Source organism: Streptomyces sp. NPDC057702, from assembly GCF_042799315.1.
Taxonomy (GTDB): Bacteria; Actinomycetota; Actinomycetes; order Streptomycetales; family Streptomycetaceae; genus Streptomyces.
The window spans coordinates 73,855-95,909 of the sequence record NZ_JBHVJC010000011.1; the positions used below are offsets into that span (position 1 = coordinate 73,855).

General features: G+C 76.2%; 12 protein-coding genes and 1 pseudogene. 8 read left to right on the plus strand and 5 right to left on the minus strand.

Features of this window, described 5'->3' with window-relative positions; genetic code table 11:
- Positions 1 to 191: 191 nt before the first annotated feature.
- Positions 192 to 932: pseudogene (locus tag ACFVFR_RS10370) on the plus strand (alpha/beta hydrolase); the annotation flags it as partial.
- A 945-nt stretch (positions 933 to 1,877) separates the two neighbouring features.
- Complete coding sequence (locus ACFVFR_RS10375; RefSeq protein ID WP_383699516.1) at positions 1,878 to 3,089, plus strand: cytochrome P450; 1,212 nt, start codon at positions 1,878 to 1,880, stop codon at positions 3,087 to 3,089.
- 141 nt (positions 3,090 to 3,230) lie between these two features.
- On the opposite strand, the gene ACFVFR_RS10380 is transcribed toward ACFVFR_RS10375, so the two are convergent.
- Positions 3,231 to 4,883: an ABC transporter permease gene (locus ACFVFR_RS10380; protein ID WP_383699518.1), complete on the minus strand. Its 1,653-nt coding sequence runs from the start codon at positions 4,881 to 4,883 to the stop codon at positions 3,231 to 3,233.
- Complete coding sequence (locus ACFVFR_RS10385) at positions 4,880 to 5,818, minus strand: ATP-binding cassette domain-containing protein (RefSeq protein WP_383699520.1); 939 nt, start codon at positions 5,816 to 5,818, stop codon at positions 4,880 to 4,882. The genes ACFVFR_RS10380 and ACFVFR_RS10385 overlap by 4 nt, the downstream gene beginning before the upstream one ends.
- Before the next feature lie 339 nt (positions 5,819 to 6,157).
- Here ACFVFR_RS10385 and ACFVFR_RS10390 point away from each other — a divergent pair, with 339 nt between their 5' ends.
- Positions 6,158 to 6,595, plus strand: a complete 438-nt coding sequence (locus tag ACFVFR_RS10390; protein WP_383699676.1) for a GbsR/MarR family transcriptional regulator — start codon at positions 6,158 to 6,160, stop codon at positions 6,593 to 6,595.
- A 1,135-nt stretch (positions 6,596 to 7,730) separates the two neighbouring features.
- Here the strand turns inward: ACFVFR_RS10390 and ACFVFR_RS10395 are convergent.
- On the minus strand, positions 7,731 to 8,891 hold the full coding sequence (locus tag ACFVFR_RS10395; protein WP_383699521.1) for a hypothetical protein: 1,161 nt from the start codon (positions 8,889 to 8,891) through the stop codon (positions 7,731 to 7,733).
- A gap of 187 nt (positions 8,892 to 9,078) precedes the next feature.
- Between ACFVFR_RS10395 and ACFVFR_RS10400 the strand changes: the two genes are divergently transcribed.
- Positions 9,079 to 10,362: an adenylosuccinate synthase gene (locus ACFVFR_RS10400; RefSeq protein WP_383699523.1), complete on the plus strand. Its 1,284-nt coding sequence runs from the start codon at positions 9,079 to 9,081 to the stop codon at positions 10,360 to 10,362.
- A gap of 90 nt (positions 10,363 to 10,452) precedes the next feature.
- Here ACFVFR_RS10400 and ACFVFR_RS10405 read toward each other — a convergent pair whose 3' ends face one another.
- Positions 10,453 to 12,360: a DUF4328 domain-containing protein gene (locus tag ACFVFR_RS10405; RefSeq protein ID WP_383699525.1), complete on the minus strand. Its 1,908-nt coding sequence runs from the start codon at positions 12,358 to 12,360 to the stop codon at positions 10,453 to 10,455.
- A gap of 789 nt (positions 12,361 to 13,149) precedes the next feature.
- On the opposite strand from ACFVFR_RS10405, the gene ACFVFR_RS10410 reads away from it, so the two are divergent.
- The 3 genes from ACFVFR_RS10410 (at position 13,150) to ACFVFR_RS10420 (ending at position 16,483) form a co-directional block, all read left to right on the plus strand.
- Entirely contained in the window at positions 13,150 to 14,499 is a 1,350-nt protein-coding gene (locus tag ACFVFR_RS10410) for an aspartate aminotransferase family protein (protein WP_383699678.1), read from the plus strand.
- A gap of 351 nt (positions 14,500 to 14,850) precedes the next feature.
- The gene (locus ACFVFR_RS10415) at positions 14,851 to 15,543 is read left to right on the plus strand and encodes a GntR family transcriptional regulator (RefSeq protein ID WP_383699527.1); all 693 of its coding nucleotides are present in this window, start codon (positions 14,851 to 14,853) and stop codon (positions 15,541 to 15,543) included.
- 289 nt (positions 15,544 to 15,832) lie between these two features.
- Positions 15,833 to 16,483 carry a hypothetical protein gene (locus ACFVFR_RS10420; protein ID WP_383699530.1) on the plus strand — a complete coding sequence of 217 codons (651 nt, stop codon included), beginning with the start codon at positions 15,833 to 15,835 and terminating at the stop codon, positions 16,481 to 16,483.
- A gap of 800 nt (positions 16,484 to 17,283) precedes the next feature.
- On the opposite strand, the gene ACFVFR_RS10425 is transcribed toward ACFVFR_RS10420, so the two are convergent.
- The gene (locus tag ACFVFR_RS10425; RefSeq protein ID WP_383699680.1) at positions 17,284 to 17,988 is read right to left on the minus strand and encodes an SLATT domain-containing protein; all 705 of its coding nucleotides are present in this window, start codon (positions 17,986 to 17,988) and stop codon (positions 17,284 to 17,286) included.
- A 1,299-nt stretch (positions 17,989 to 19,287) separates the two neighbouring features.
- Here ACFVFR_RS10425 and purD point away from each other — a divergent pair.
- Positions 19,288 to 20,538: a phosphoribosylamine--glycine ligase gene (gene purD, locus ACFVFR_RS10430; protein WP_383699532.1), complete on the plus strand. Its 1,251-nt coding sequence runs from the start codon at positions 19,288 to 19,290 to the stop codon at positions 20,536 to 20,538.
- Positions 20,539 to 22,055: the final 1,517 nt, after the last annotated feature.

The following is a 22,055-nucleotide window of genomic DNA, read 5'->3' on the forward strand; positions in this document are numbered from 1 at the left end:
GCACCCCGCCGCCCGACGCCGCGCGCGTCATCGCCCCGACCGGGACGGGTGGCGCGGAGGCCGGTGCCGGTGTCGGTGTCGGCACCGGGGCGGGGGTGAGTGCTTCGGCTGGCGGCGGGGGTGGCTCTGGTGCCGGTGTGGGCGCCCAGGCCGGTGTCGGTGTCGGGGGTGGTGGCCCGGCCGGTGTCGGTGTGGGTGCCCAGGCCGGTGTCGGTGTCGGGGGTGGTGGCCCGGCCGGTGTCGGGGCCGGTGTGCGCGATGGCCGGCGCGGAGCGCGGGTGCCGCTGGTGGTGCTGTTCCACGGTGGCGCCTGGCGGGCCCCCTACGACCGGCGCCACCTGTCCCCGCTCGCCGCCCACCTCGCCGCGCACGGCTTCGCGGTCGCGTCGGTCGAGTACCGGCGCGGCCCGGCCACCGGCGCGGACACTCCGGCGCCCGCCACCGGACTGCCGCGCGCGGGCCGCTGGCCGGAGACCTTCGACGACATCGCGGCGGCCCTGGACGCCCTGCCCACCCTCGTACGCGCCCTCGCCACCGGGCCGGACCTCGCGCGAACCGACCGGGTGCGCACGGGCTCCGCGCGAGCGGACCGTGAACGAGCCGACCTCGCCACCGGGCCGGGTCGTACGGGGCCGGGCTCGGCGGGGCTGGCCGGCTACGAGGCCGTGGGCCCCGACGGGTTGGCCGGTGACGAGGCGGCGGGCCTCGTGCGGTGGGGGGACGTCGACGTGGACCGGCCGGTGCTCGCCGGGCACTCGGCCGGCGGGCACGCCGCGCTCTGGGCGGCGGCGCGGCACCGGTTGCCGGTCGGCTCGCGGTGGTGGCTGGCGGCCCGGCCGACGCTCCGGGGCGTGGTGGCGCTCGCCCCCATCGCGGACTTCGCGAGCTCGCGCGCCCTGGGCGTCTGCTCACACGCCGTGGACGAACTGCTGACCCCACCCGAGCCCCCCACCACCCGACCGGTCACGCCGACCGCCCGACCGGCCGCGTCAACCACCCCGAACGCCGGCCCGGTCGACCCGACGACCGCCACGTCCCCCACGTCCGCTGGCTCGGCCGGCACGCCGGGAGGTCCGGGCACCGCCCCGGCCGCGTCGGACTCCCCGGGTGTCACACCGGCCACACCAGCCGCCACCGCCACCGTTCCGCCCGCCACCCCGACCCCGCCCGCCGCCGCGCGCCCAACGACCCCGCCCGCGTCCACCTCCGTGGCCCAGCCCGCGCCCGCGACCCCGCCCCCCTCCGTATCCGCGCCCCTCGCCGCGCTGCTCGCGCACCGGTCGGCCTGCACCGATCCGGCCGTGCTGGTGCCGAGCGGGGTGCCCACGACCGTGGTGCAGGGCGCCGAGGACGAGGACGTACCACCCGCCGTCGCGGAGGCGTTCGTGGCGGCGGCGGCCGACGCCGGGCAACCCGTCCGGCTCGTACGCCTCGACGGCGTCGGCCACTTCCCGCTCATCGACCCGGCCGCACCGGCGGCCCACACCGTCCTGGCGGAACTGGCGCGCCTGGTCTGACCTGTCGGACCGGGCCCGCAGCGCCCCACCCCCGGCGGGGCCGTACGCTCGAAGCGTCGCCGCGCCGAGGCCGTGCCCCCGCGCGGCCCGTCCCGCCCAAGCCGTACGCCCAAGGCTCCGCCCCGTCGGGGCCGTACGCCCGCGCCGCCCACCCGCTCCGCCGGCGTGCCCACCGTGCGGGCTCGCCGGGCCCGGAGCGACCCAGCCCGGTCCGGTCCAGCCCGGTCCGGTCCAGCCCGGTCCGGTCCGGGTCCGGGTCCGGTCCGCGAGCGTGGCACCGCGCCGGCCGTTGCGCGCGGCCGTCGCGCCGGCGCGCGGGGCCACCTGGTCGCGGCCCGGTGGGCCCGCCATAGTGGGGGGATGAGCGCGGCAGTGGCCTTCGATCCCTGGGACCCGCGGTTCGCCGCCGATCCGTACCCCGCCTACGCGGAGTTGCGCGAGCGCGGTCGGGCGCACTACTTCGCGCCGACCGACCAGTGGCTGATCCCGCACCACGACGACGTGCGCGCGCTGCTCACCGACCGCCGCCTGGGGCGGAGTTACACGCACCGGTTCAGCCACGAGGAGTTCGGTCGTCCGGCGCCGCCGCCCGAGCACGAGCCGTTCCACACGCTCGACGGGCACGGGCTGCTCGACCTGGAGCCGCCCGCGCACCCGCGCGTCCGCGGGCTCGTCTCCCAGGCGTTCACGCCCCGCACCGTGGAGCGGCTGGAACCCGTCGTGCGCCGGCTGACCGCCAGCCTGGTGGACGGGCTGCTCGCCGAGGGGGGCGGCGACCTGATCGCCGAGGTCGCCGAGCCGTTGCCGGTGGCCGTCATCGCCGAACTTCTCGGCGTGCCGCCCGCCGACCGCGCCGCGCTGCGCCCCTGGTCGGCGGAGATCTGCGCGATGTACGAGCTCAACCCGGGCCCCGAGACCGCCCGCCGCGCCGTCCGCGCCAGCGTCGAGTTCTCCGACTACCTCCGCGAGCTGATCGCGGCCCGGCGTACGGCGCCCCGTGACGACCTGGTCAGCGCCATGATCGCGGCGCATGACGCGGGCGACCGGCTGACCGAGCAGGAAATGGTCTCCACCTGTGTCCTGCTGCTCAACGCGGGCCACGAGGCGAGCGTGAACGCGACGGGCAACAGCTGGTGGGCGCTGTTCCGACACCCGGAGCAACTGGCCGCGCTGCGCGCCGACCCGGGCCTGCTGCCCACCGCCATCGAGGAGCTGTTGCGCTACGACGGGCCGCTGCACCTGTTCGAACGGTGGGTGCTGGACGACATCGAGGTGGGCGGGACGGCCATCCCGCGCGGCAGCGAGGTGGCCCTGCTCTTCGGCTCGGCCAACCACGACCCGCGGCGCTTCGCCGCACCCGGCCGACTCGACCTGACGCGCGCCGACAACCCGCACGTGTCCTTCGGCGCCGGCATCCACTACTGCCTGGGCGCGCCGCTGGCCCGCGTCGAACTCCGCGCCGTCTTCGAGGAGTTGCTACGCCGCGCACCCCGGCTGCGCCCCGTGGCCGCGCCGCCCCGCAAGCCCGGCTTCGTCCAGCGCGGCCTGCGCGAGCTCCTGGTCGAGGCCTAACCCACCAGCCCACCGCCCCACCACGCGCCAGCCCGCCCACCCGTCACCGCGCCACCCGCGACCCCGTCAGCCGGCCAACCCGCCACCCGTCAGCCCGCCACCCCGACTCGTCCACAGCCTGTGGATAACTCGTCCGTACCGCTAGCCGCTCATGTCGCGCCGGCGCAGTCCGGTCAGGCCGGCGGCCAGCAGCGCGGCGGCGATCAGCGGCAACCACAGGAACGGGGCGAGCGTGACGTCGCCGCCGGGCACCTTCGGCAGGTGGCCGAAGGGCGAGAGGCGCATCACCGCCCGGGGCAGCTCCAGCGCCGGGCCGAGCCAGCCGACGGCCACCACGAACCCGACCACGCCCCAGGTGGCCGCCGTGAACCTGGGGGCCACGCCGTACAGGAACACCGCCCCCGAGGTCACCACCCACACCGCCGGCACCTGGAGCAGCGTGGCGCCGAGCACCCGTGGCACCTCGCCGCCGAGGTCGCCGGAGGCCGCCCCGTACGCGGTGCCCAGCGCGAGGCCGCCCGCCGCGAGGACGACGACCGGGCCGAGGTAGGCCACGACCAGGTGGCTGGCCGCCCAGCGCACCCGGCCGACCGCGTTGGCCAGCAGCGGCTCCGCGCGCTGGTCGCTCTCCTCACCGCGCAGCCGCAGCACGGAGCCGGCCGTGTAGAGGGTGACCGCCAGGCCCAGGATGCCGACCATCGAGGCGAGGAACGCGTCCGTCAGCCCGTTCTGGCCGCCCATTCGCAGGAAGGTGTCCCGGGTGCTCTCGCTGTCGCCCAGGAAGTCGTCGGCGCCGTCGGCGATGCCGCCGAACACCGCCCCCGCGAAGGCCAGACCGGCCGTCCAGGCCAGCAGCGAGCCGCGCTGGAGCCGCCAGGCGAGGCCGTACACCGAACCGAGGCCCGGCCCGGCGGTGGCGGGACCCGGCCGGGAGGCGAAGAAGCTGGCACCGATGTCGCGGCGGCCGGCCAGCGCGTACGCGACGCCGACGGCCACCGCCGTCAGCGCGGCCAACAGCAGTAGCGGCCACCAGCGTTCGTCGGCGTAGGGCCGGGCGTTCTCCGCCCAGCCCAGCGGCGAGAGCCAGACCAGTACGTGGCTGGAGCCGGCCGAGCCGTCCTTGGCCGCGTCGCCGCCCATCCGCAGGACGAACGCCGTGCCCAGGGCGGCGGCGGCCAGCCCGCGCGCGACCCGGGCGTTCTCGGTGACCTGCGCGGCGACCGCCGCGACCGCCCCGAAGGCCGTGCCGCTCAGGCCGACGGCGAGCCCGAGCGCCAGTGCGCCCCGGCCGCCCTGGCCCGTCAGGGTGGCGGCGATGAGCAGGGCGACGGCGCCGTTGGCGATGCCGACGGTGATCAGCGCTGAGGTGAGCCCCGCGCGCCGGCCGACCATCCCGGAGGACAACGCCTCCTGTCGGCCCGTCTCCTCCTCCTCGCGGGTGTGCCGGACGACGACGAGCAGGCTCATGACACCGGCGAGGACGGTGAGGAAGGCCCCCACCCGCCACACCGTCAGGGCGCCCAGCGAGTCGTCGAAGGCCGCGCCGAACAGGGCCCGCGTGGAGCCGTTGGCGTTCATGTCGGCGGCCAGGTCGGCGCGCTTCTCGGGGGTGCCGTACGCGCTGTTCAGACGGTTGACGGTGCTGCTCGCGGACAGGCCCAGACACAGCACCCAGACCGGCATCATGACCCGGTCGCGGCGCAGCGCCAGCCGCACCAGCGTGCCCGTGCCGGTCAGGTCGCGCCGGAGGCGCCCGGCGGAGGGCGCGAACCGCGCGTCGGCCACGGCGGTCATCGCGCGCTCGCCCGCTGCCGGGCGCCGTCGGCGACCTCGGCCGCGTCGGTGGCGTCCGCCTGGTAGTGGCGCAGGAACAGCTCCTCCAGCGTGGGCGGCGTGGAGGTCAGGCTGCGCACGCCGACCTGACTGAGCCGCCTGAGCACCTCGCCCAACTGGTGCGCGTCCACCTGGAGCCGGACCCGCCGGCCCTGTATGTCGAGGTCGTGTACGCCGGACAGCGTGCCCAGGCCGGTCGGCTCGCCGTCCAGTTCGGCCGCGACGGAGGTGCGGGTCAGGTGACGCAGCGAGGCGAGCGAGCCGGACTCGACGGTACGGCCCTTGCGGATGATGCTGACCCGGTCGCACAGCGCCTCGACCTCGCTGAGGATGTGGCTCGACAGCAGGACGGTCCGGCCGCGCTCGCGCTCCTCGCTGACGCAGTCGCGGAAGACCTCTTCCATGAGCGGGTCGAGGCCGGAGGTCGGCTCGTCGAGGATGAGCAGCTCGACGTCCGAGGCGAACGCCGCGACCAGCGCGACCTTCTGCCGGTTGCCCTTGGAGTAGGTGCGGCCCTTCTTCGTCGGGTCCAGGTCGAAGCGCTCCAGGAGGTCGGCGCGACGGCGTGTGTCGAGCCCGCCGCGCAGCCGCCCGTACAGGTCGATGACCTCGCCGCCGCTCAGGTTCCGCCACAGCGTGACGTCGCCGGGGACGTAGGCGAGCCGCTGGTGCAGCTCCACCGCGTCGTGCCAGGGGTCCTTGCCGAGCAGTTGCACGGCGCCGCTCGTCGCCCGGAGCAATCCGAGCAGGACGCGGATGGTGGTGGACTTGCCCGCGCCGTTGGGGCCGAGGAAGCCGTGCACCTCGCCCGAGCGGACATCGAGGTCGAGGCCGTCCAACGCGTGCGTCCGGCCGAAGGTCTTGTGGAGGTCGGACACGGTGATTGCCGTCGTCATGGCGCCGAAGCTACTCGATTTTCAGAAACTTGTGAAGTTAAGGAAACGTATAATCGGCGAGGGGGATCTGAGCAGCGGGGATGATGGGTGTCGGGCGAGACGACGGAGCGCGGGATGACGGAACGTGGGGCGGCCCAGGTGGCGCGGGAGCCGGCGGCGAGCGGGGCGCGGCCCGCGACCGGGCCGGCCAGGAAGCCGGCTGAGACGCCGGCCGCAGGACCGGGCGGGACGCCGGTCGGGACCGGCCCGGATGCCGGAGGCGGCGCCGGGGCCGACGCCGCGCCGGCCGGGCGGAACGAGGACGCCGTCGGCCGGTTCGTCGAGCGCTTCGCGGCGGAGCTGACCGAGGCCGGTCTCCAGCGCATGGCCTCCCGGGTGTTCGCCGCGCTGCTGGCCTCCGACACCGGCTCGCTCACCTCGGCCGAACTCGCCGAACAGCTCCGCATCAGCCCCGCCGCGGTCTCCGGCGCGATCCGCTACCTCTCCCAGGTCCACATGGTCGGCCGGGAGCGCGAACCGGGCTCCCGCCGCGACCGCTACCAGGTGCACACGGACCTGTGGTACGAGACGATCACCCGCCGCGACCAGGTCCTCGACCGCTGGGAGCAGACCCTGCGCGACGGCGCCGACGCCCTGGGCAGACACACCCCGGCCGGGGAGCGGATGGCCGAGACCGCCGACTTCTTCGAGTACCTCCAGGGCGAACTGCTCTCGATCATGGACCGTTGGCGCGCACAGCAACTCAAGCGCCGCGCGGGCCACCCGGACGCGAGCTGATCCCCACCCCGACCGCACCCCGAAGGCTCCCGCCGCCACGCCGGCCCGCCGCCCGCCGGGCCCCCGCTCCCGCCGCCACGCCGGCCCGCCGAGCCCCGGGGCCGGACCACGCTCCGGCCGCCCACCCGCCGCCCCCGGACCCGGGCCACGCCCCCGGCCGGCCGTCCGTCCGGCCGCGAACGCGCCCCCGCCCCAGCCCCCGCGTCGTACGCCGTCCCGCACGCCACCCACGCACACCCGGGGCAGGGCCGGATCGAACCGGGCCGCCACACCCGCCCCACGCGCGGCAGGCCGCCGCCACCGCCTGCGCGGGGCGGGTCGTCGTGCTTGCTTGCCGCGCGGGGGTGGGTCGTCGTGTTTGCCGCGTGGGGGTGGGCTGCTGTCCCCCTTGGCTGTGCGAGTTGCGCCGCCGTGTCCGCCGGCGCGAGCTGGGCCGTCGCCGTGTCCGCCTGCGCGAGCCGGGTCGTTGCGTCTGCTCGCGCGGACCGGGCCGCCGTCCGCCTGCGCGGGCCGGGTCGCTGCCATCTGTCCCGTGCGGGGTGCGCCGTTGTCTGTCGGCTACGCCAGCCGTGCCGCCGCGCGCCTACGTGGCCCGAGCCGTCGCCCCCCGTCCGCGCGAGCTGCGCCGCCGCGCACACCCACGCGGGGTCGGCCGCCGTGCTCGCCTGCACGCGGCGGGCCGCCGCCAGCCGCCTACGCGAGCCGCGTCGCCGTGTCCGCCTGCGCGAGCCGGGCGGCCGTCGCTTCCGCCGGTGCGAGCCGGGCCGCTGCACCCGCTCGCGCGGACCGAGCCGCTGACCCCCCCGTCCGCGCGAGCTGCGCCGCCGCGCACACCCACGCGAGCTGCGCCGCCGCACCCGCCCCACTCGCGGCGGGCCGCCGCCACCCGCCTACACCAGCCGCGCCGCCACCCGCCTGCACCAGCCGCGCCGCCACCCGCCTGCACCAGCCGCGCCGCCACCCGCCTGCACCAGCCGCGCCGCCGCGCGCCTGCGCAGGCCGCGCCGCCGCACCCGCCCACGTGGGGTGGGCCCCCTCACGAAGGCCGGCGCGCGTCGGCGCGCAAGGCCACGGCGGTGCGGCCCGGACCGCGCGCCGGCACGCGAGGTGCCGCGAGCACGCGAGGTGCCGCGCGTCAGCGCGGGAGGGTGAGGGACCAGGCGTCGGGGAGCAGGCGCCAGGTGCGGGTGCGGACCGGGCCCGAGGTGACCGTGTCGGCCCAGTAGCGGAAGTCGGGGCCGGAGACGGTGACGGCCCGGGCCGCCAGGCGTACCGGGCCGCCCGACACGTGCCCGTACACGACCACCTCGGCCAGACCGCGCGGGCGCGGGGCGGCGTCGGGCGGGCGGGCCGCGATGCCGGCGGACAGCGGGCCGGTGGCCACCGAGACCCGCTCCACCGGGTGGTCGAGGTCGGCGAGCAGCACGCCGTCCGCCTCCACCCGCAGCCGGACGACCGGCTGCCGGGCCCGGCGCCCCGGCACGCCGCCCGGTCCCGTCCGGCCGGCGCCCGGCGTGGTCAGCAGCGTGAGCGCGGTGCGGGCGGTGCGGGCCGCCGGCGACCACCACGTCCTGGCCCGCCCCGACGCCGGTTCCCGTCCGTGCCGCTGGCGCGGCACCCGGCCGTCCCCGTCGGCCTCGTCACCGGCGGCGTCGGCCACGGGGTCGGGGGCGCGCCACGCGCCCGGCCGGCCCTCGGCCGCGTCCCCGGCCGGGCGGTCGGGGGCCAGCTCCGGGGCCCGTTCGGCGCCCGGCCCGGCGACCCGACCGGCGTCCGGACCCTTTGGCCCGCCGGTGCCCGCGTCGCCTCGCGGCCGGGGCGGCTCCTCCCGCGCGCCCGCCAGGTCCCACACGGCCGGGTCACCGCCGTGCGGCACGCACAGTTCGCCGATCACCACCCCGTCGCTGTCGTCCACCAGCAGGTCCAGGCGCTGGTCGGCGCCGTCGACGACAGCGCGGGCGGCGCCGACCGCGTCGGTGGGCACACCGAGCGCGCTGGCCAGCCGGAGCGTGCCGGGCGGCCCGACCGGGACCATCGCCAGTGGCGTCGCGGACAGCGCGCGCTCCCGGTGCAGCAGCGTGACCACGCGCGACAGGGCACGGTCGTCACCCACCACGACCGGCCGTCTGCCACCCCGCCGGGTCAGCGCCCGGCTGAGCTCGTCGGGGTCGTCCGGCAGGCAGATCTTCGTGGTCGCGCGGGCGCACAGCACGTCCTTGGCGATGCGCACGGACTCCCCGTCGGCGCGCCGGGCGCTCGGGTCGATGATCATGAGCAGCGGTGGCGTTGCGCTCACGAGGGACTCTGGAGCCGACACCTCGGTCCTTCCTCAGGTAGCATCTCGGTGCAAGAGCCCCTTGCGCTATTGCGCCAGGGGCTTGGTCTATTCCGGGGCACCGGTTCGACGGCTCTGCTGGCGGAAACGCGATGACGCGCACCGCCACGCACGTGGGACATGCCCCGCCCGGAAGGGGTGTACGCCTGTGCCCGCACTTGTGCTGCTCGGTGCTCAGTGGGGTGATGAAGGCAAGGGAAAGGCCACCGACCTGCTCGGTGGTTCGGTGGATTACGTCGTTCGTTACCAGGGCGGCAACAACGCCGGTCACACGGTCGTCGTCGGTGACCAGAAGTACGCGTTGCATCTGCTCCCTTCCGGAATCCTTTCTCCCAGCTGCACGCCGGTCATCGGCAACGGAGTCGTGGTCGACCCGGCGGTCCTGCTCTCCGAGCTGAGTGGGCTGAACGAGCGCGGCGTGGACACGTCCAAGCTCCTGATCAGCGGCAACGCGCACCTGATCACGCCGTACCACCAGACGGTCGACAAGGTCACGGAGCGTTTCCTCGGCAAGCGGAAGATCGGCACCACCGGGCGCGGCATCGGCCCGGCGTACGCGGACAAGATCAACCGCGTGGGTATCCGGGTGCAGGACCTCTTCGACGAGTCGATCCTCATCCAGAAGGTCGAGGCGGCGCTCCACGAGAAGAACCAGATCCTGGTCAAGCTCTTCAACCGGCGCGCGATCAGCGCCGAGCAGGTCGTCGAGGAGTACCTCGGTTACGCGGAGCGGATCAGGGACTACGTCGCCGACACCACCCTGGTCCTCAACAACGCCATCGACGAGGGCAAGGTCGTCCTCTTCGAGGGCGGCCAGGGCACGCTGCTCGACGTCGACCACGGCACGTATCCCTTCGTGACCTCCTCCAACCCGACCGCGGGCGGCGCCTGCACCGGCGCGGGCGTGGGCCCCACGAAGATCAGCCGGGTGATCGGCATCCTCAAGGCGTACACGACGCGGGTGGGCGCGGGCCCCTTCCCCACCGAGCTGTTCGACGCGGACGGTGAGGCGCTGCGCACCATCGGTGGCGAGCGCGGCGTGACCACGGGTCGCGACCGGCGCTGTGGCTGGTTCGACGCGGTCATCGCGCGGTACGCGACGCGCGTCAACGGCCTCACCGACTTCTTCCTGACCAAGCTCGACGTGCTGACCGGCTGGGAGCAGATCCCGGTGTGCGTCGCGTACGAGATCGACGGGAAGCGGGTCGAGGAGCTGCCGTACAGCCAGAGCGACTTCCACCACGCCAAGCCGATCTACGAGAACCTGCCGGGCTGGTCGGAGGACATCACCCAGGCCAAGACCTTCGCCGACCTGCCGAAGAACGCGCAGGACTACGTGAAGGCGCTGGAGCAGATGTCCGGCGCGCCGATCTCCGCGATCGGTGTCGGGCCGGGCCGGGACGAGACGATTCAGGTCAACTCCTTCCTCTAGGCCCCCCGCCGGGCCCGCTACCGGGCCCCGAGCTCCTGGCGTGTGCGGGGCGCGCCGCCCCGCGCGCGGCCCGTGCGGGCCGCCGCGCGGTCAGCGGCCACCGGGCCCGTACGGCACGCCGTAGCCGCCCGGCGTACCGGGCGCCGGCTGGCCGGGGGCCCGGCGCTCCTGCATCGCGGAGAGCCGCAGCACCAGGGCGATGGCGAACACGGCGCACGGGATGCCGATCACGTCCACGACGCAGGACCACACGACGGAGTCCTGGTACTCGCCGTAGGTCTCGGCGTCGCCGAAGACCGACAGGCTGACCAGGCTCGCCACCAGCAGCACCAGGAACAGCACCCACCAGGTGTTCAGCACGCCGCGCCCGGTACCGGGCGGCGGCGGGTAGCCCGGGGGCCGGGGCGGGGCGCTGGACGCCCACACGTCGTTGGCCATCTGCTTGGGGAACCAGAACTGCACCACGGGGATGAACCAGGAGCCGGCCGCGAGCCCGGAGTTGTACCGCTGCCGGCCCGGCGCCAGCACCCGCGCGTTGACGTAGGTGCGGCGGAACCAGATCACCCACAGCACGACCATGGGGATGGTGGCGAGGAAGCCCAGCACGTCCAGGCCCTCGGTGACGCTCTCGGCGTCCTCGATCGCGGTGGCCTCGGCGGCGTCCGCGAAGTAGTCCTCGTAGGTGCCGTAGAGGCGGATGCTGAAGATCAGGTCGAGGACCATGAACACCAGCCCGACGGAGAACAGCGCCACGGTCGCGTTGGCCAGTCCGCGCGGCGAGCGCCACACGGCGGGCGGCTGGTAGCCCAGGGTGTTCGGGTAGAGCGGGGGCGCGGCGTGCGACCCCATCGTCGGCTGCGCGTGGTGCGCCGGGTGGCCGCCGGTCAGCGGCGACGGGCCGGGTATGTGCGGGCCCGGCGGTATCGGCGGCCCGAACTGCGTGGTCGGCGGCGTGTGCGGCGGGGGCGTGCCCGGCGTGTGCGGGTCCGGGGGCGGCGGGGTGCCGGGCGCGGCGCCGGCGCCCAGCGGCGCGTACCCCACGCCGGTCTGTGGCATCTCCGCCTCCAGCAGCCGCAGCGCGTCCCGGCCGAGCCGGGCCAGCAGCGCGCCCGGCAGCCAGGGCCCGGCGTCGCCGCCGCTGACCTGACCGGCCGCGGGCTGACCGGGCACGCCGGGCGCGGGCGGGCCGCCGGTGTGGGCCAGCACCCGGTCCAGCGTGAAGCGGTCGGCCGGGTCCTTGGTCAGGCAGCCCTCGACCAGGTCCCGCAGCCCCGCCGGCAGGCCGTCCAGGTCCGGCGCCTCCTGCGCCACCCGGTACATCAGGGCGTGCACGCCGCTGTCGACGGTGCCGAAGGGGGAGCGCCCGGTGGCCGCGAAGGCCAGCACCGAGCCCAGGCAGAACACATCGCTGGCGGCCGTGACCGCGTCGCCGCGCACCTGCTCGGGCGACATGAAGCCGGGCGAGCCGACGACGGCGCCGGTCATCGTCAGGCCGGGTTCCCCGACCGGGTCGAGCGCGCGGGCGATGCCGAAGTCGATGACGCGCGGCCCGTCGATGGTGACCAGCACGTTGGACGGTTTGAGGTCGCGGTGGATCAGGCCCGCGCCGTGGATGTCGCGCAGCGCGAGCGCCAGGCCACGGGCGAGGGCGCGCACGGAGTGCTCGGGCAGCGGGCCGTGGTCCTCGGCGACCACCTGGTGCAGCGAGGGCCCGCCGATGTAGCCGGTGGCGACCCAGGGGGTGGCCGCCTCGGTGTCGGCGTCCAGCACCGGCGCGGTCCAGTCCCCGCCGACCCGCCGCGCCGCCCGCACCTCGGCCTGGAATCTGCGCCGGAAGTCGGCCTGGCCGGCCAACTCACCCCGTACCAACTTGACCGCGACGGTACGCCCCCGCGCCGACCGGGCCAGGTAGACCCGGCCCATCCCGCCCTCGCCGAGCCTGCTGAGCAGGCGGTAGTCGCCGATCCAGCGAGGATCGTCGGCCCCCAGGTCTTCCATGCTGTTGTGGCTCCTGCCCCTCGTCTCGCGCCCGCCGCCGGCCGCTGGTGCCGCCGCGACGCCCTGTGCGCGCTGCCCTGTCGTGCGCCCCGCGCCCGCCTGTCAGCGGGCCCGCCCCTGCCCTGTCGCCGCCGTCGTACCGTCAGACGCGCCGCCGTCCGGCCCCGTTCGTCGCCGTCCGGACGCGGCCCACCCGGGGTGCGTACGGTGTCGTGCTCCGTCGCGACCGGTGCCGGGCGGTGGGTGGGTGAGGTCGTGTCGCCCGCGCCGTGACCCCCGTCCGCGCCTGTCGCGGCGGTGGGCCGGCCCGTGGTCGGGGCGGACTCGCGTCCGCGCCCCGGTGCCCCCTGGTCTCCCCCCGCCTCGCAGAGAATAAGGGGCGGGTAGGGAAAAGGGGCCCGCGCCTCGCCCCGGAACCGGTCGCGGCCCCGCGATCCGCCCCGGACCGGGGGAGTTGTGGCACACGACGCCCCGCAAACCGGTCGGTGACCGGCCGCCTGACCGCACCCCGCCGGCGTACGCGCCGGGGCGGCGGGGCGGCAGGGGGGGGCGACCGCCGGGGGCGGCCCGTCGGCCGGGCGCGTGGCGAGCGCCATACGGAGTGCCGGTATCCGCTCCGGGCCCGCCTCCCTAACCTGAGGGCCGGGCCCCCATCCCGGTCCGTAGCGGTCGGGCCCACCGCCTTTCCCCCTGCCACCGTCCACCGAGCCGCGAGCGATTGAGGTACCCACCGTGTCGACCACACCCTCCGCCCCCGCCCCGTCCGCCGCCGAGTCCGTCGGCCGCCCGGTGGCGCCCGGCACCTCCGGTGCCGAGGTCAAGGCCGCCGACCGCGCGCACGTCTTCCACTCGTGGTCGGCGCAGGCCCTGATCGACCCGCCGGCGATCGCCGGGGCCGAGGGCTCGTACTTCTGGGACTACGACGACCACCGCTACCTGGACTTCTCCTCGCAGCTCGTCAACACCAACATCGGGCACCAGCACCCGAAGGTGGTGGCCGCCATCCAGGAGCAGGCCGGCAAGCTGTGCACGCTCGCGCCCGGCTTCGCCGTGGACGTGCGCGCCGAGGCGGCCCGGCTGATCGCCCAGCGCACACCCGGCGACCTGGACAAGATCTTCTTCACCAACGGCGGCGCCGAGGCGGTCGAGAACGCCCTCCGCATGGCGCGGGTGCACACCGGCCGGCCCAAGGCGCTCTCGGCGTACCGCTCGTACCACGGCGCCACCAACGCCGCCATCAACCTGACCGGCGACCCGCGCCGGTGGGCCTCGGACAGCGCGTCGGCGGGCGTCGTGCACTTCTGGGCGCCCTTCCTCTACCGCTCGCCCTTCCACGCGGAGACCCAGGAGCAGGAGAGCGAGCGCGCGCTGCGCCACCTGGCGGACACCGTCGCCTTCGAGGGCCCGCAGACCATCGCCGCGATCATCCTGGAGACCGTGCCGGGCACGGCCGGGATCATGCCGCCGCCGCCCGGCTACCTGGCCGGCGTCCGCGAGATCTGCGACCAGTACGGGATCGTCCTGATCCTGGACGAGGTCATGGCAGGCTTCGGACGGACCGGCCGCTGGCTCGCGCGCGACCACTGGGACGTCACGCCCGACCTGCTGACCTTCGCCAAGGGCGTCAACTCCGGCTATGTGCCGATCGGCGGCGTCGCCATCTCCGCCGAGATCGCCGCCACCTTCGACCACCGGCCCTACCCGGGCGGGCTCACCTACTCCGGACACCCGCTGGCCTGCGCGTCCGTGGTCGCCACGCTCAACGCCATGGCGGAGGAGGGCATCGTGGAGAACGCCGCCGCCATCGGCGAGCGCGTCCTCGGCCCCGGGCTGCGCGAGATCGCCGAGCGGCACCCGTCGGTCGGCGAGGTGCGCGGCCTCGGCACGTTCTGGGCCGTCGAGCTCGTACGGAACCCGGAGACCCGGGAGCCGCTGGTGCCGTACAACGCGAGCGGCGCGGCCAACCAGCCGATGGCCGACGTCGTGGTGGCGGCCAAGCGCGGCGGGCTGTGGCCGCAGACGGTCATGAACCGCGTCCACGTGGTGCCCCCGTGCACGATCTCCGAGTCGGAGGCGAAGGACGGCCTGGCCGCCCTGGACGAGGCGCTCGCCGCGGCGGACGCGCACGTCGTCGGCTAGCCGGCGGACCGCCCGGCGGAGGCACGCCGGCCGCGCGGAACGGCGTGCCGGCCGCTCGGCGGGTGCGCGCCGGCGGTGCGCGGGGACGCGTCCGTCGGGCCCCCTCGCCGGCGTACGCGCCCCGCTCGGTCCGGGGGACGTAACGTTCTCCACACGATTTCGCACAGAATCCCACGGAATTCTTCGCCAGAACGCCCATCCCTGGGCCATAGCACTGCACTCCGTGCAACACCTCCACACTCCGCGCAACGGCCCTCGCATATCGTGATGCGGGGGCCGTTCGCCGGTCCGCCGGCTCGTGCGCCGGCGGATCCTCACATCCCGCGTGTGGCCGTGGAAGGAGACGCACCCATGTCCGGCGCCAGCCAGGTCAAGCGCAGCACGCTGCGGCAGCAGATAGCCGACGCGCTGCGCGACGAGGTGCTGGCGGGACGGCTGCCGGCCGGGCAGCAGTTCACGGTCAAGGAGATGGCCGAGCAGTACGGGGTCTCCGCGACGCCGGTCCGCGAGGCGCTGCTCGACCTGTGCGCACAGGGCCTGCTCGACGTGGAGGAGCACCGTGGCTACCGGGTCCACGAGTTCTCCATCGGCGACTACCGGGACATGGTCGAGGCGCGCACCCTGATCGTGGAGGGCATGTTCCGGCGCTCGGTCGCCACGGCCCTGGCCGCCACCACCCCGGAGTCGCTGGCCTCGGTACGCCGCCGGGCCGAGGAGGCCGAACGCGCGGCCCGAGGCGGTGACCTGGACATCCTCATCGGCTACGACCTGCGGTTCTGGCGCGAGCTGAGCGGGCTGGTGGGCAACTCCTACATCTCCGGCATCCTGGAGCGGGTCCGCGTGCAGAGCTGGGTGTTCAGCGTCCCCCACCTGCGGCGCGTGCCCGACCTGGCCGGGCGCCTGTGGGCCGGCCACCGCGACCTGGTGGAGGCGATCACCCGGCGCGACGTCAAGACCGCCGAGGAGATCGTGGCCGCGTACAACGCGCACAGCCTCTCCCTCATCGACTCCCTCCCCACCCCCAGCCCCGCCCCCGCGCACTGAGCCACCCCGCCCGCCGTCCCGGGCCGCGCCCCCGAGGTCCGTGCCGGCCGCCGGGCGTCGCCGGCACCTCCCGCACCGGGCCCGCGAGGGCCGTCCGTGGCGTCCGCCGTGCCCGCGCGTCAGGGCGACAGAGCCCCGTTTCCCCGCCGTTCGTACGCCGTTCGCGGGCCGGGGCGGCGATCGAGGCCGGGCCGGGGTCCGCGCGGGTCCTTCCCCGCCGAGCCCCTTCGCGCGGCGGTGGCCGCGCATTAGGCTGGCTCGACCGCGCCGCCAACGAGAGTGAGTACACGTGGCATGTGACCTCTGGCTGGTCCCGCTCGTCGACGTGCTCTGCCACAGCCCCGACAACCCGTTCGCGGAGGAGATCGCCGCGTACGACCGGGCGCTCGGCGAGGCGGGGTTGCCCCCGGTGCCCGTCTTCGGCTACACCCCCGGACTCTCCGGCGCCGTCGCGCCGATCGCCGGCTTCGACTACGACGCCCTGCACTACCTGCGCCGCGCCTACCTGCTCCAGGTCTGCGGGCTTGAGGTCACACCGGTCGGCGAACTCGGTGGCGACTACGAGCAGTTGCTGGAGATGTTCGAGAGCACGGCCCAGGAGTCCCACCTGGTGTGGCACTACGACCACGCCGGGGCCTACGTCCCGGTCGACTTCGCCAGCCCGCTGTCCAACGACGGCCTGCTTGAGGGCGGTGGCCCGCTCGGCTCCAGCCACGGCCTGCTGCGCGAACTCCTCCAGGTGGGCCCGGCCCTGGGCATCGACCCGGCCAACCCGCCCGCCCCGCCCGCCCCACCGGCCCGCCCCACCGACCTGGAGGAGCCGGCCGCCCCGATCCCGTACGAGGACAGCCCGTTCGCCCGGGAGCGCCACGTGTGGCTGTCGCTGCACGCCGCCGCGACCCGCAGCCTGGGCCAGGGCTCGATGATCGTCTTCAGCTGACCGCACGCTTGGCTGGCTGACCGGGCGGCCGGTTGTGCCGGCCGGTTGGCCCGGTGGCCGGCTGAGCGGGTGGCCGGCTGGCCCGGTGGCCGGCTGAGCGGATGGCCGGTGGGCCCGGTGGCCCGGTGGTGACCGCTCCGGGTTTCCGCGAGCTTCGCGGGGCCTGCGGCCTCCGTGGGGTCGGTGGGATCTGTGGCCTTCGCGGGGTCTGTGGGGCTCGTGGCCTCGGTGGGGTTCGTGGGACCTGTGGCCTTCGCGGCCTTCTCGGGTTCCGCTGGCTGGCGGGTCGCCTGGCTGATGGGCCCGGTGGTGACCACTCCGGGTTCCGCGAGTTTCGCGGGGACCTGTGGCCTTCGCGGGGCCTGTGGGACCTGTGGCCTTCGCGGGGCCTGTGGGACCTGTGGCCTTCGCGGGGCCTGTGGGGCTCGTGGCCTCGGTGGGGCTCGCGGGGCCTGTGGCCTTTGCGGCCTTCTCGGGTTCCGCCGGCCGGCGGGTCGCCTGGCCGATGGTTCGGTTGGCCCGGTGCCCGACCCTGTGGGCGCTCAGCTGGCTGGTCCGGCGGCTTGGCCCGTCGGTTCGGTGGGTGCCTGGTCGGCTGGCCCAGCGGGTTGGCCCGTCGGTTCGGCTGGCCCGGCGGCCCGGCCCGGCCCGGTGAGTGTTCGGTCGGTTCACCCGGTCCGGCCCGGCGACTCGGCCGCCGGCCCACCCTCGCGCCTCCGTCGACCACCTCGCCGCGTGGGCCGGCCCCCGCGCGCCCCCGTCCCGGCCCCCGCGCTCGCGTCGCGCGGGGGCCAGGACGGTCAGCGGGGGGACTCCGGTGGGCGTTGGCGCGGCATGTTGGGTCGAGTGCCGGGCGGTAGCAGCAGGCGACTGAGCGGCGTGCCCGCCTCCGGGCGGGTGCCACACGACAGCGACTGCGTACCCAGCGGCGCCGAACGCGACCCGAACTCGATCATCCAGTCCGCCGTCTCGGCCCGCACCAGCTCCGTCACGTCCTCCGCGAAGCGGCGCAGCACCCCGAGGCAGCGTTCCGCCGCCTCGCTGGCCGTGCCCTCGGTGGGGCCGAGCACCTCGCGTACGTTCTCCACGGACCAGTCGAACTGGAGCGCCTCCAGTCGCCGGTGCACGGCCTGTGCCGTGGCCATGTCCCGCATCCAGCCGGAGGAGAAGCCGAAGAACCGGTCACAGGCCAGGCACGCGACGGCGACGACCAGCGCGAGACATCCCCACGCCGCGCCGCCGCCCAGCGTCCGCGTCAGCTCCAGGAACGGCAGCACGACGCCCACCGTCGCCGCCAGCGCGGCGCCCGCGCGCAGCGCCCGCGCGGCGCGCCGCTTCCACGCCCGGTCGGCCAGATACCAGTCGGCCACCCGCAGCGCGCCGTCCTCGGCCCACCGGTACAACTCGTCGAGCCGCTCCGTCGGTTCGCCCCAGTCGCCTCCCGGCATCGGCCTGCCACGCAGGTCACCGGCGTGCCCGTGGCCCGGTCGGCAGTCGCCGCACAGCCGTCGCCCGCCGCCCGCGCGCCCCGCGCCCGACGGGTCGTCGCCGGGCCCGTGCGACCAGGCGTCGCCGTCCCCCGCCCCGCCGTCCGGCCCGCCCGGCGCACCGGGGCCGGCACCGCCACCACAGCCGCCCCCGCACCGCCCGCCGCCACCCGCCGCGCCGGACCCGCCACCCGCGCTTGTCCCACCGGACCCACCGGACCCACCGGCCCCGCCCGCCGTGCCGCTCCCGCCGGCATCGGCCTCGCGGGCCCGGCCGCCGCCGGTCTCCTTCGCCCATCCCTGCCCGTGGTCACCGCGCGGGAGCCCCTTGGGTCGCATCTCCGGCTGACTCACCCGTGCACTCCCTGCGTCCTGGCTGACTGCGATCCGATCGGCCACCCCGCCGACCGGCTGGCCCTGCGGCGTGCGGCGGCGCCGGCCCCCGGGCCCTCGGTGTCCGCCGGGATACGCGCGCCGCCGCGCCCCCGGCCCTGTCTCCGCCGCCCCTGCCCGTCGCTCGCATCCCGTCGCCCGTGTCGTCGTCCGTCCCGGAGCCCGGTGCCGCGCCCCGCCGTGTGCCGGACCCGACGCCTGGCCGGCCGCCGCGTCCCCCTGCCCGTACGCCACCGAGCCCGTACGCCGCCCCGCACCTCCGCGCCCGGCCCGGTCGCTCGGACCGGCCCGGCCGTTCGTCCGCGCCGCCGCGACGCCGATGCCACGCCGGAGACCGGCCACCGGGGGCCAGGGACTCGCGGCCCGGGGCCGGCGCGCCGCCGGACCGAGCCGCCCGGACCCGCTGTCCGCTGACCGTCGGTCGCCCCGCGAGCGGTGGCTCCGGGGCGGCCGGGCCCGGGCGCGGCCACCCGGTCGGGGCGGCACGCCCCCATCAGCCCTAGGTGGAGCGCCGCCATCTTCCTACCGCCGAACGGCTGGCATCGCGCCCGAGATCAGGGAACATCACCCCAAAATCCGGTCAGAACCGGCTTTAGGTCGGAAATAGGGGCGAGTGCGTCTCACTCGAAAGAGTGGCCAGCGCACCGTGAGCGACCCGCGTCCCGCCGCCGGGCCCCTCACGTACGCCCCGGTCCTCTCGTAACGCACCGCGCCACCCCCGCGTTACGGACCGTGTCCCGGGCACCCCTCGCCGCCCCCGGCACCCGTCGCCGAACCCCACCGGCCCCGCCGTGCGGAGCGCCCCGCCCGGCCCCGTCCGCGCGGCGCCCGCCCCCGTCGGTCGGCGGGCGCCCCACGCCCCGCGCGCCACCGTTGCCCGGGCGCGCGTGCGGGGCCCGTGGCCACGACGTCTAGGCTGGGCGCGTGAAGGTCCTCGTCATCGGCGGCGGCGCCCGCGAACACGCCCTGTGCCGCTCACTGTCTCTCGACCCCGACGTCACCGCCCTGCACTGCGCGCCCGGCAACGCCGGGATCGCGGAGGTCGCCGAGCTGCACCAGGTGAACGTCCTCGACGGCACCGCGGTCGCCGAGCTCGCCGCCGCGCTCGGCGCGGACCTCGTCGTGGTCGGCCCCGAGGCGCCCCTGGTCGCCGGCGTCGCCGACACCGTGCGTGCCCGTGGCATCCCGTGCTTCGGCCCGTCCGCCGCCGCGGCCCGGCTTGAGGGCTCCAAGGCGTTCGCCAAGGACGTCATGGCCGGCGCCGGCGTCCCCACGGCGCGCGCCTACGTGTGCGTCAACGCCGCCGAGGTGGACGAGGCGCTGGACGCCTTCGGCCCGCCCTACGTCGTCAAGGACGACGGGCTCGCGGCGGGCAAGGGCGTCGTGGTCACCTCCGACCTGGCCGTCGCCCGGGAACACGCGCTGGCCTGCGACCGCGTGGTCATCGAGGAGTTCCTCGACGGTCCCGAGGTGTCGCTGTTCGCGATCACCGACGGCGAGACCGTCCTCCCGCTCCAGCCCGCCCAGGACTTCAAGCGCGCCCACGACGGCGACGAGGGCCCCAACACCGGCGGCATGGGCGCCTACTCGCCGCTGCCGTGGGCCGACCCCAAGCTGGCCGACGAGGTGCTCGCCACCGTCCTCCAGCCCACCGTCGACGAACTGCGCCGCCGTGGCACGCCGTTCGCCGGACTGCTCTACGCCGGGCTCGCGATCACCTCGCGCGGCGTGCGCGTCATCGAGTTCAACGCCCGCTTCGGCGACCCGGAGACCCAGGTCGTCCTGGCCCGCCTCAAGACGCCGCTGGCCGGGGTCCTGCTGCGGGCCGCCACCGGCACGCTGGAGGCGCAGGCACCACTGCGGTGGAGCGAGAGCACGGCGGTCACCGTCGTCATCGCCGCGCACAACTACCCGGGCACGCCGCGCACCGGCGACCCCATCACGGGCCTGGCCGAGGCGGCCGAGCGCGAGAAGACGTACGTCCTGCACGCCGGCACCAAGCGCGACGAGGCGGGCGACGTGGTGAGCGCCGGCGGCCGAGTGCTCTCCGTGACGGCCACCGGCTCCCGCCTGGCCAAGGCCCGCGAGCGCGCGTACGGAGCCCTGAAGCTGATCACCCTGGCGGGCTCCCACCACCGCACGGACATCGCCGCCCAGGCCGCCGACGACGAGTAGCCCACCCCCCACCCTGACCATCACCGAGCCGCCCCGCCACGGGCCGCCTCGCCCCGCCACGGGCCGTCCGCCCGCCCCCGGGAGCCGGCGCGGGGTCGGCTGGCTGGCGTACATCGGCGCCGGGTGGTCGCTCGGATGCCCGCCGAGCTTCCGCATGGCTGAGCGGTTCCGCCCGGCCCGGCGGTTTCGTACGGCCCACCGCTGAGCCCGTCCCGTCTGGGACGCCTGCTCGGCCTCCTCGCCCATGGTCGAGTGTGCCGACCCACCGGGCCTTGGGGGTCGACGTCGAGGCTGACTGGCGTGGGTCACGCGCTGGGTGCTCGCTGGGGTGCCCGCCTGCCTGAGCGGTTTCGTACGACCCACCGCTGAGCCCGTCCCGCCTGGGCCGCCTGCTCGGCCTCCTCGCCCATGGTGGAGTGCGCCGACCCACCGGGCCTTGGGGGTCGACGTCGAGGCTCGCTGGCGTGGGTCACGCGCTGGGCGCTCGCTGGGGTGCCCGCTCGCCTGAGCGGTTCCGTGCGGCTGAGCGGTTCGGCCCGACCGGCGGTCGTAGGGCTCAGTGCCGAGCCCTTCCCGCCACGGGCCGTCACACGCCCACGGCCGGGACCGTCGGACGCGCGGGGCGGCCACGACGAGCCGACGTCGAGGCTGACTGGCGTAGGTCACGCGCTGGGGGCCCGCCCGCCCGAGCGGTTCCGCCCGCCCCGCCACGGGACGCCTGCCCGGCCCCTCGCCCACGGTCGAGTCCGCCGACGTATGCCGCTCTGGGAGCTGGCGTCGAGGCTCGCTGGCGTGGGCCGGCGTGCCGGCGCGCGTACAGGTGCCCGCTCGCTCAAGCGGTTCCGTCCGACCCCGCGACTCCGCCCGCCCGCCGCAGGACGCCTGCCGGCGCCCTCACCCATGGCCGAGTCCGCCGACGCACGGGCCTCGGGAGTCGACGTCGAGCCTGCGCGGCGCGGTTGGCGCGCCGGGCGGTCGCTCGGGCACTCGCCCCCCTGAGCGGTTCCGTGCGGGCCAGTGGTCGCGCCCGACCGGCGACCGTACGGCTCGGTCGCTCCGTACGGTCGCCGTTTCGTCTGACCGCTGTTCCGTGTGGCCACCGGCCGCGTCCGTGTCGGTTGGCCCTTGCCGGGGCCGCGTCGTCGTACGAGGCCACCGTTGCGCGCGGCTGTCCCGAGACCGTCGCTGTACGGGGCGCCGTCGGTGTCCGTCGCCGCGGGCGGGCCGTACGCGTACGCGCGCGGGCCGTGCGCTACGGGGTCCTGTGGGCGCTGCCCTACGAAGCTGTGGCGCGGCGGGCTGTTGGCGGGGTTCCGCCGCTGTCCGTCGCCGGTGAGGCGGACCGGTGTGGATGGTCGTACGGCCGCTGCTCCGTGCGGCTGCCGGACGCGTGCCGTGTCGGTCGGTTGCCGCCGGGGGCGCGCCTCGTGGAGGGGCCGGCGGGTTCGGTCGTATGGGGCCGCCGCTCCGGGCGGCTACTCGGCTCGCTGTGCTGGTCGCCGTCGGTGTCCCGTCGC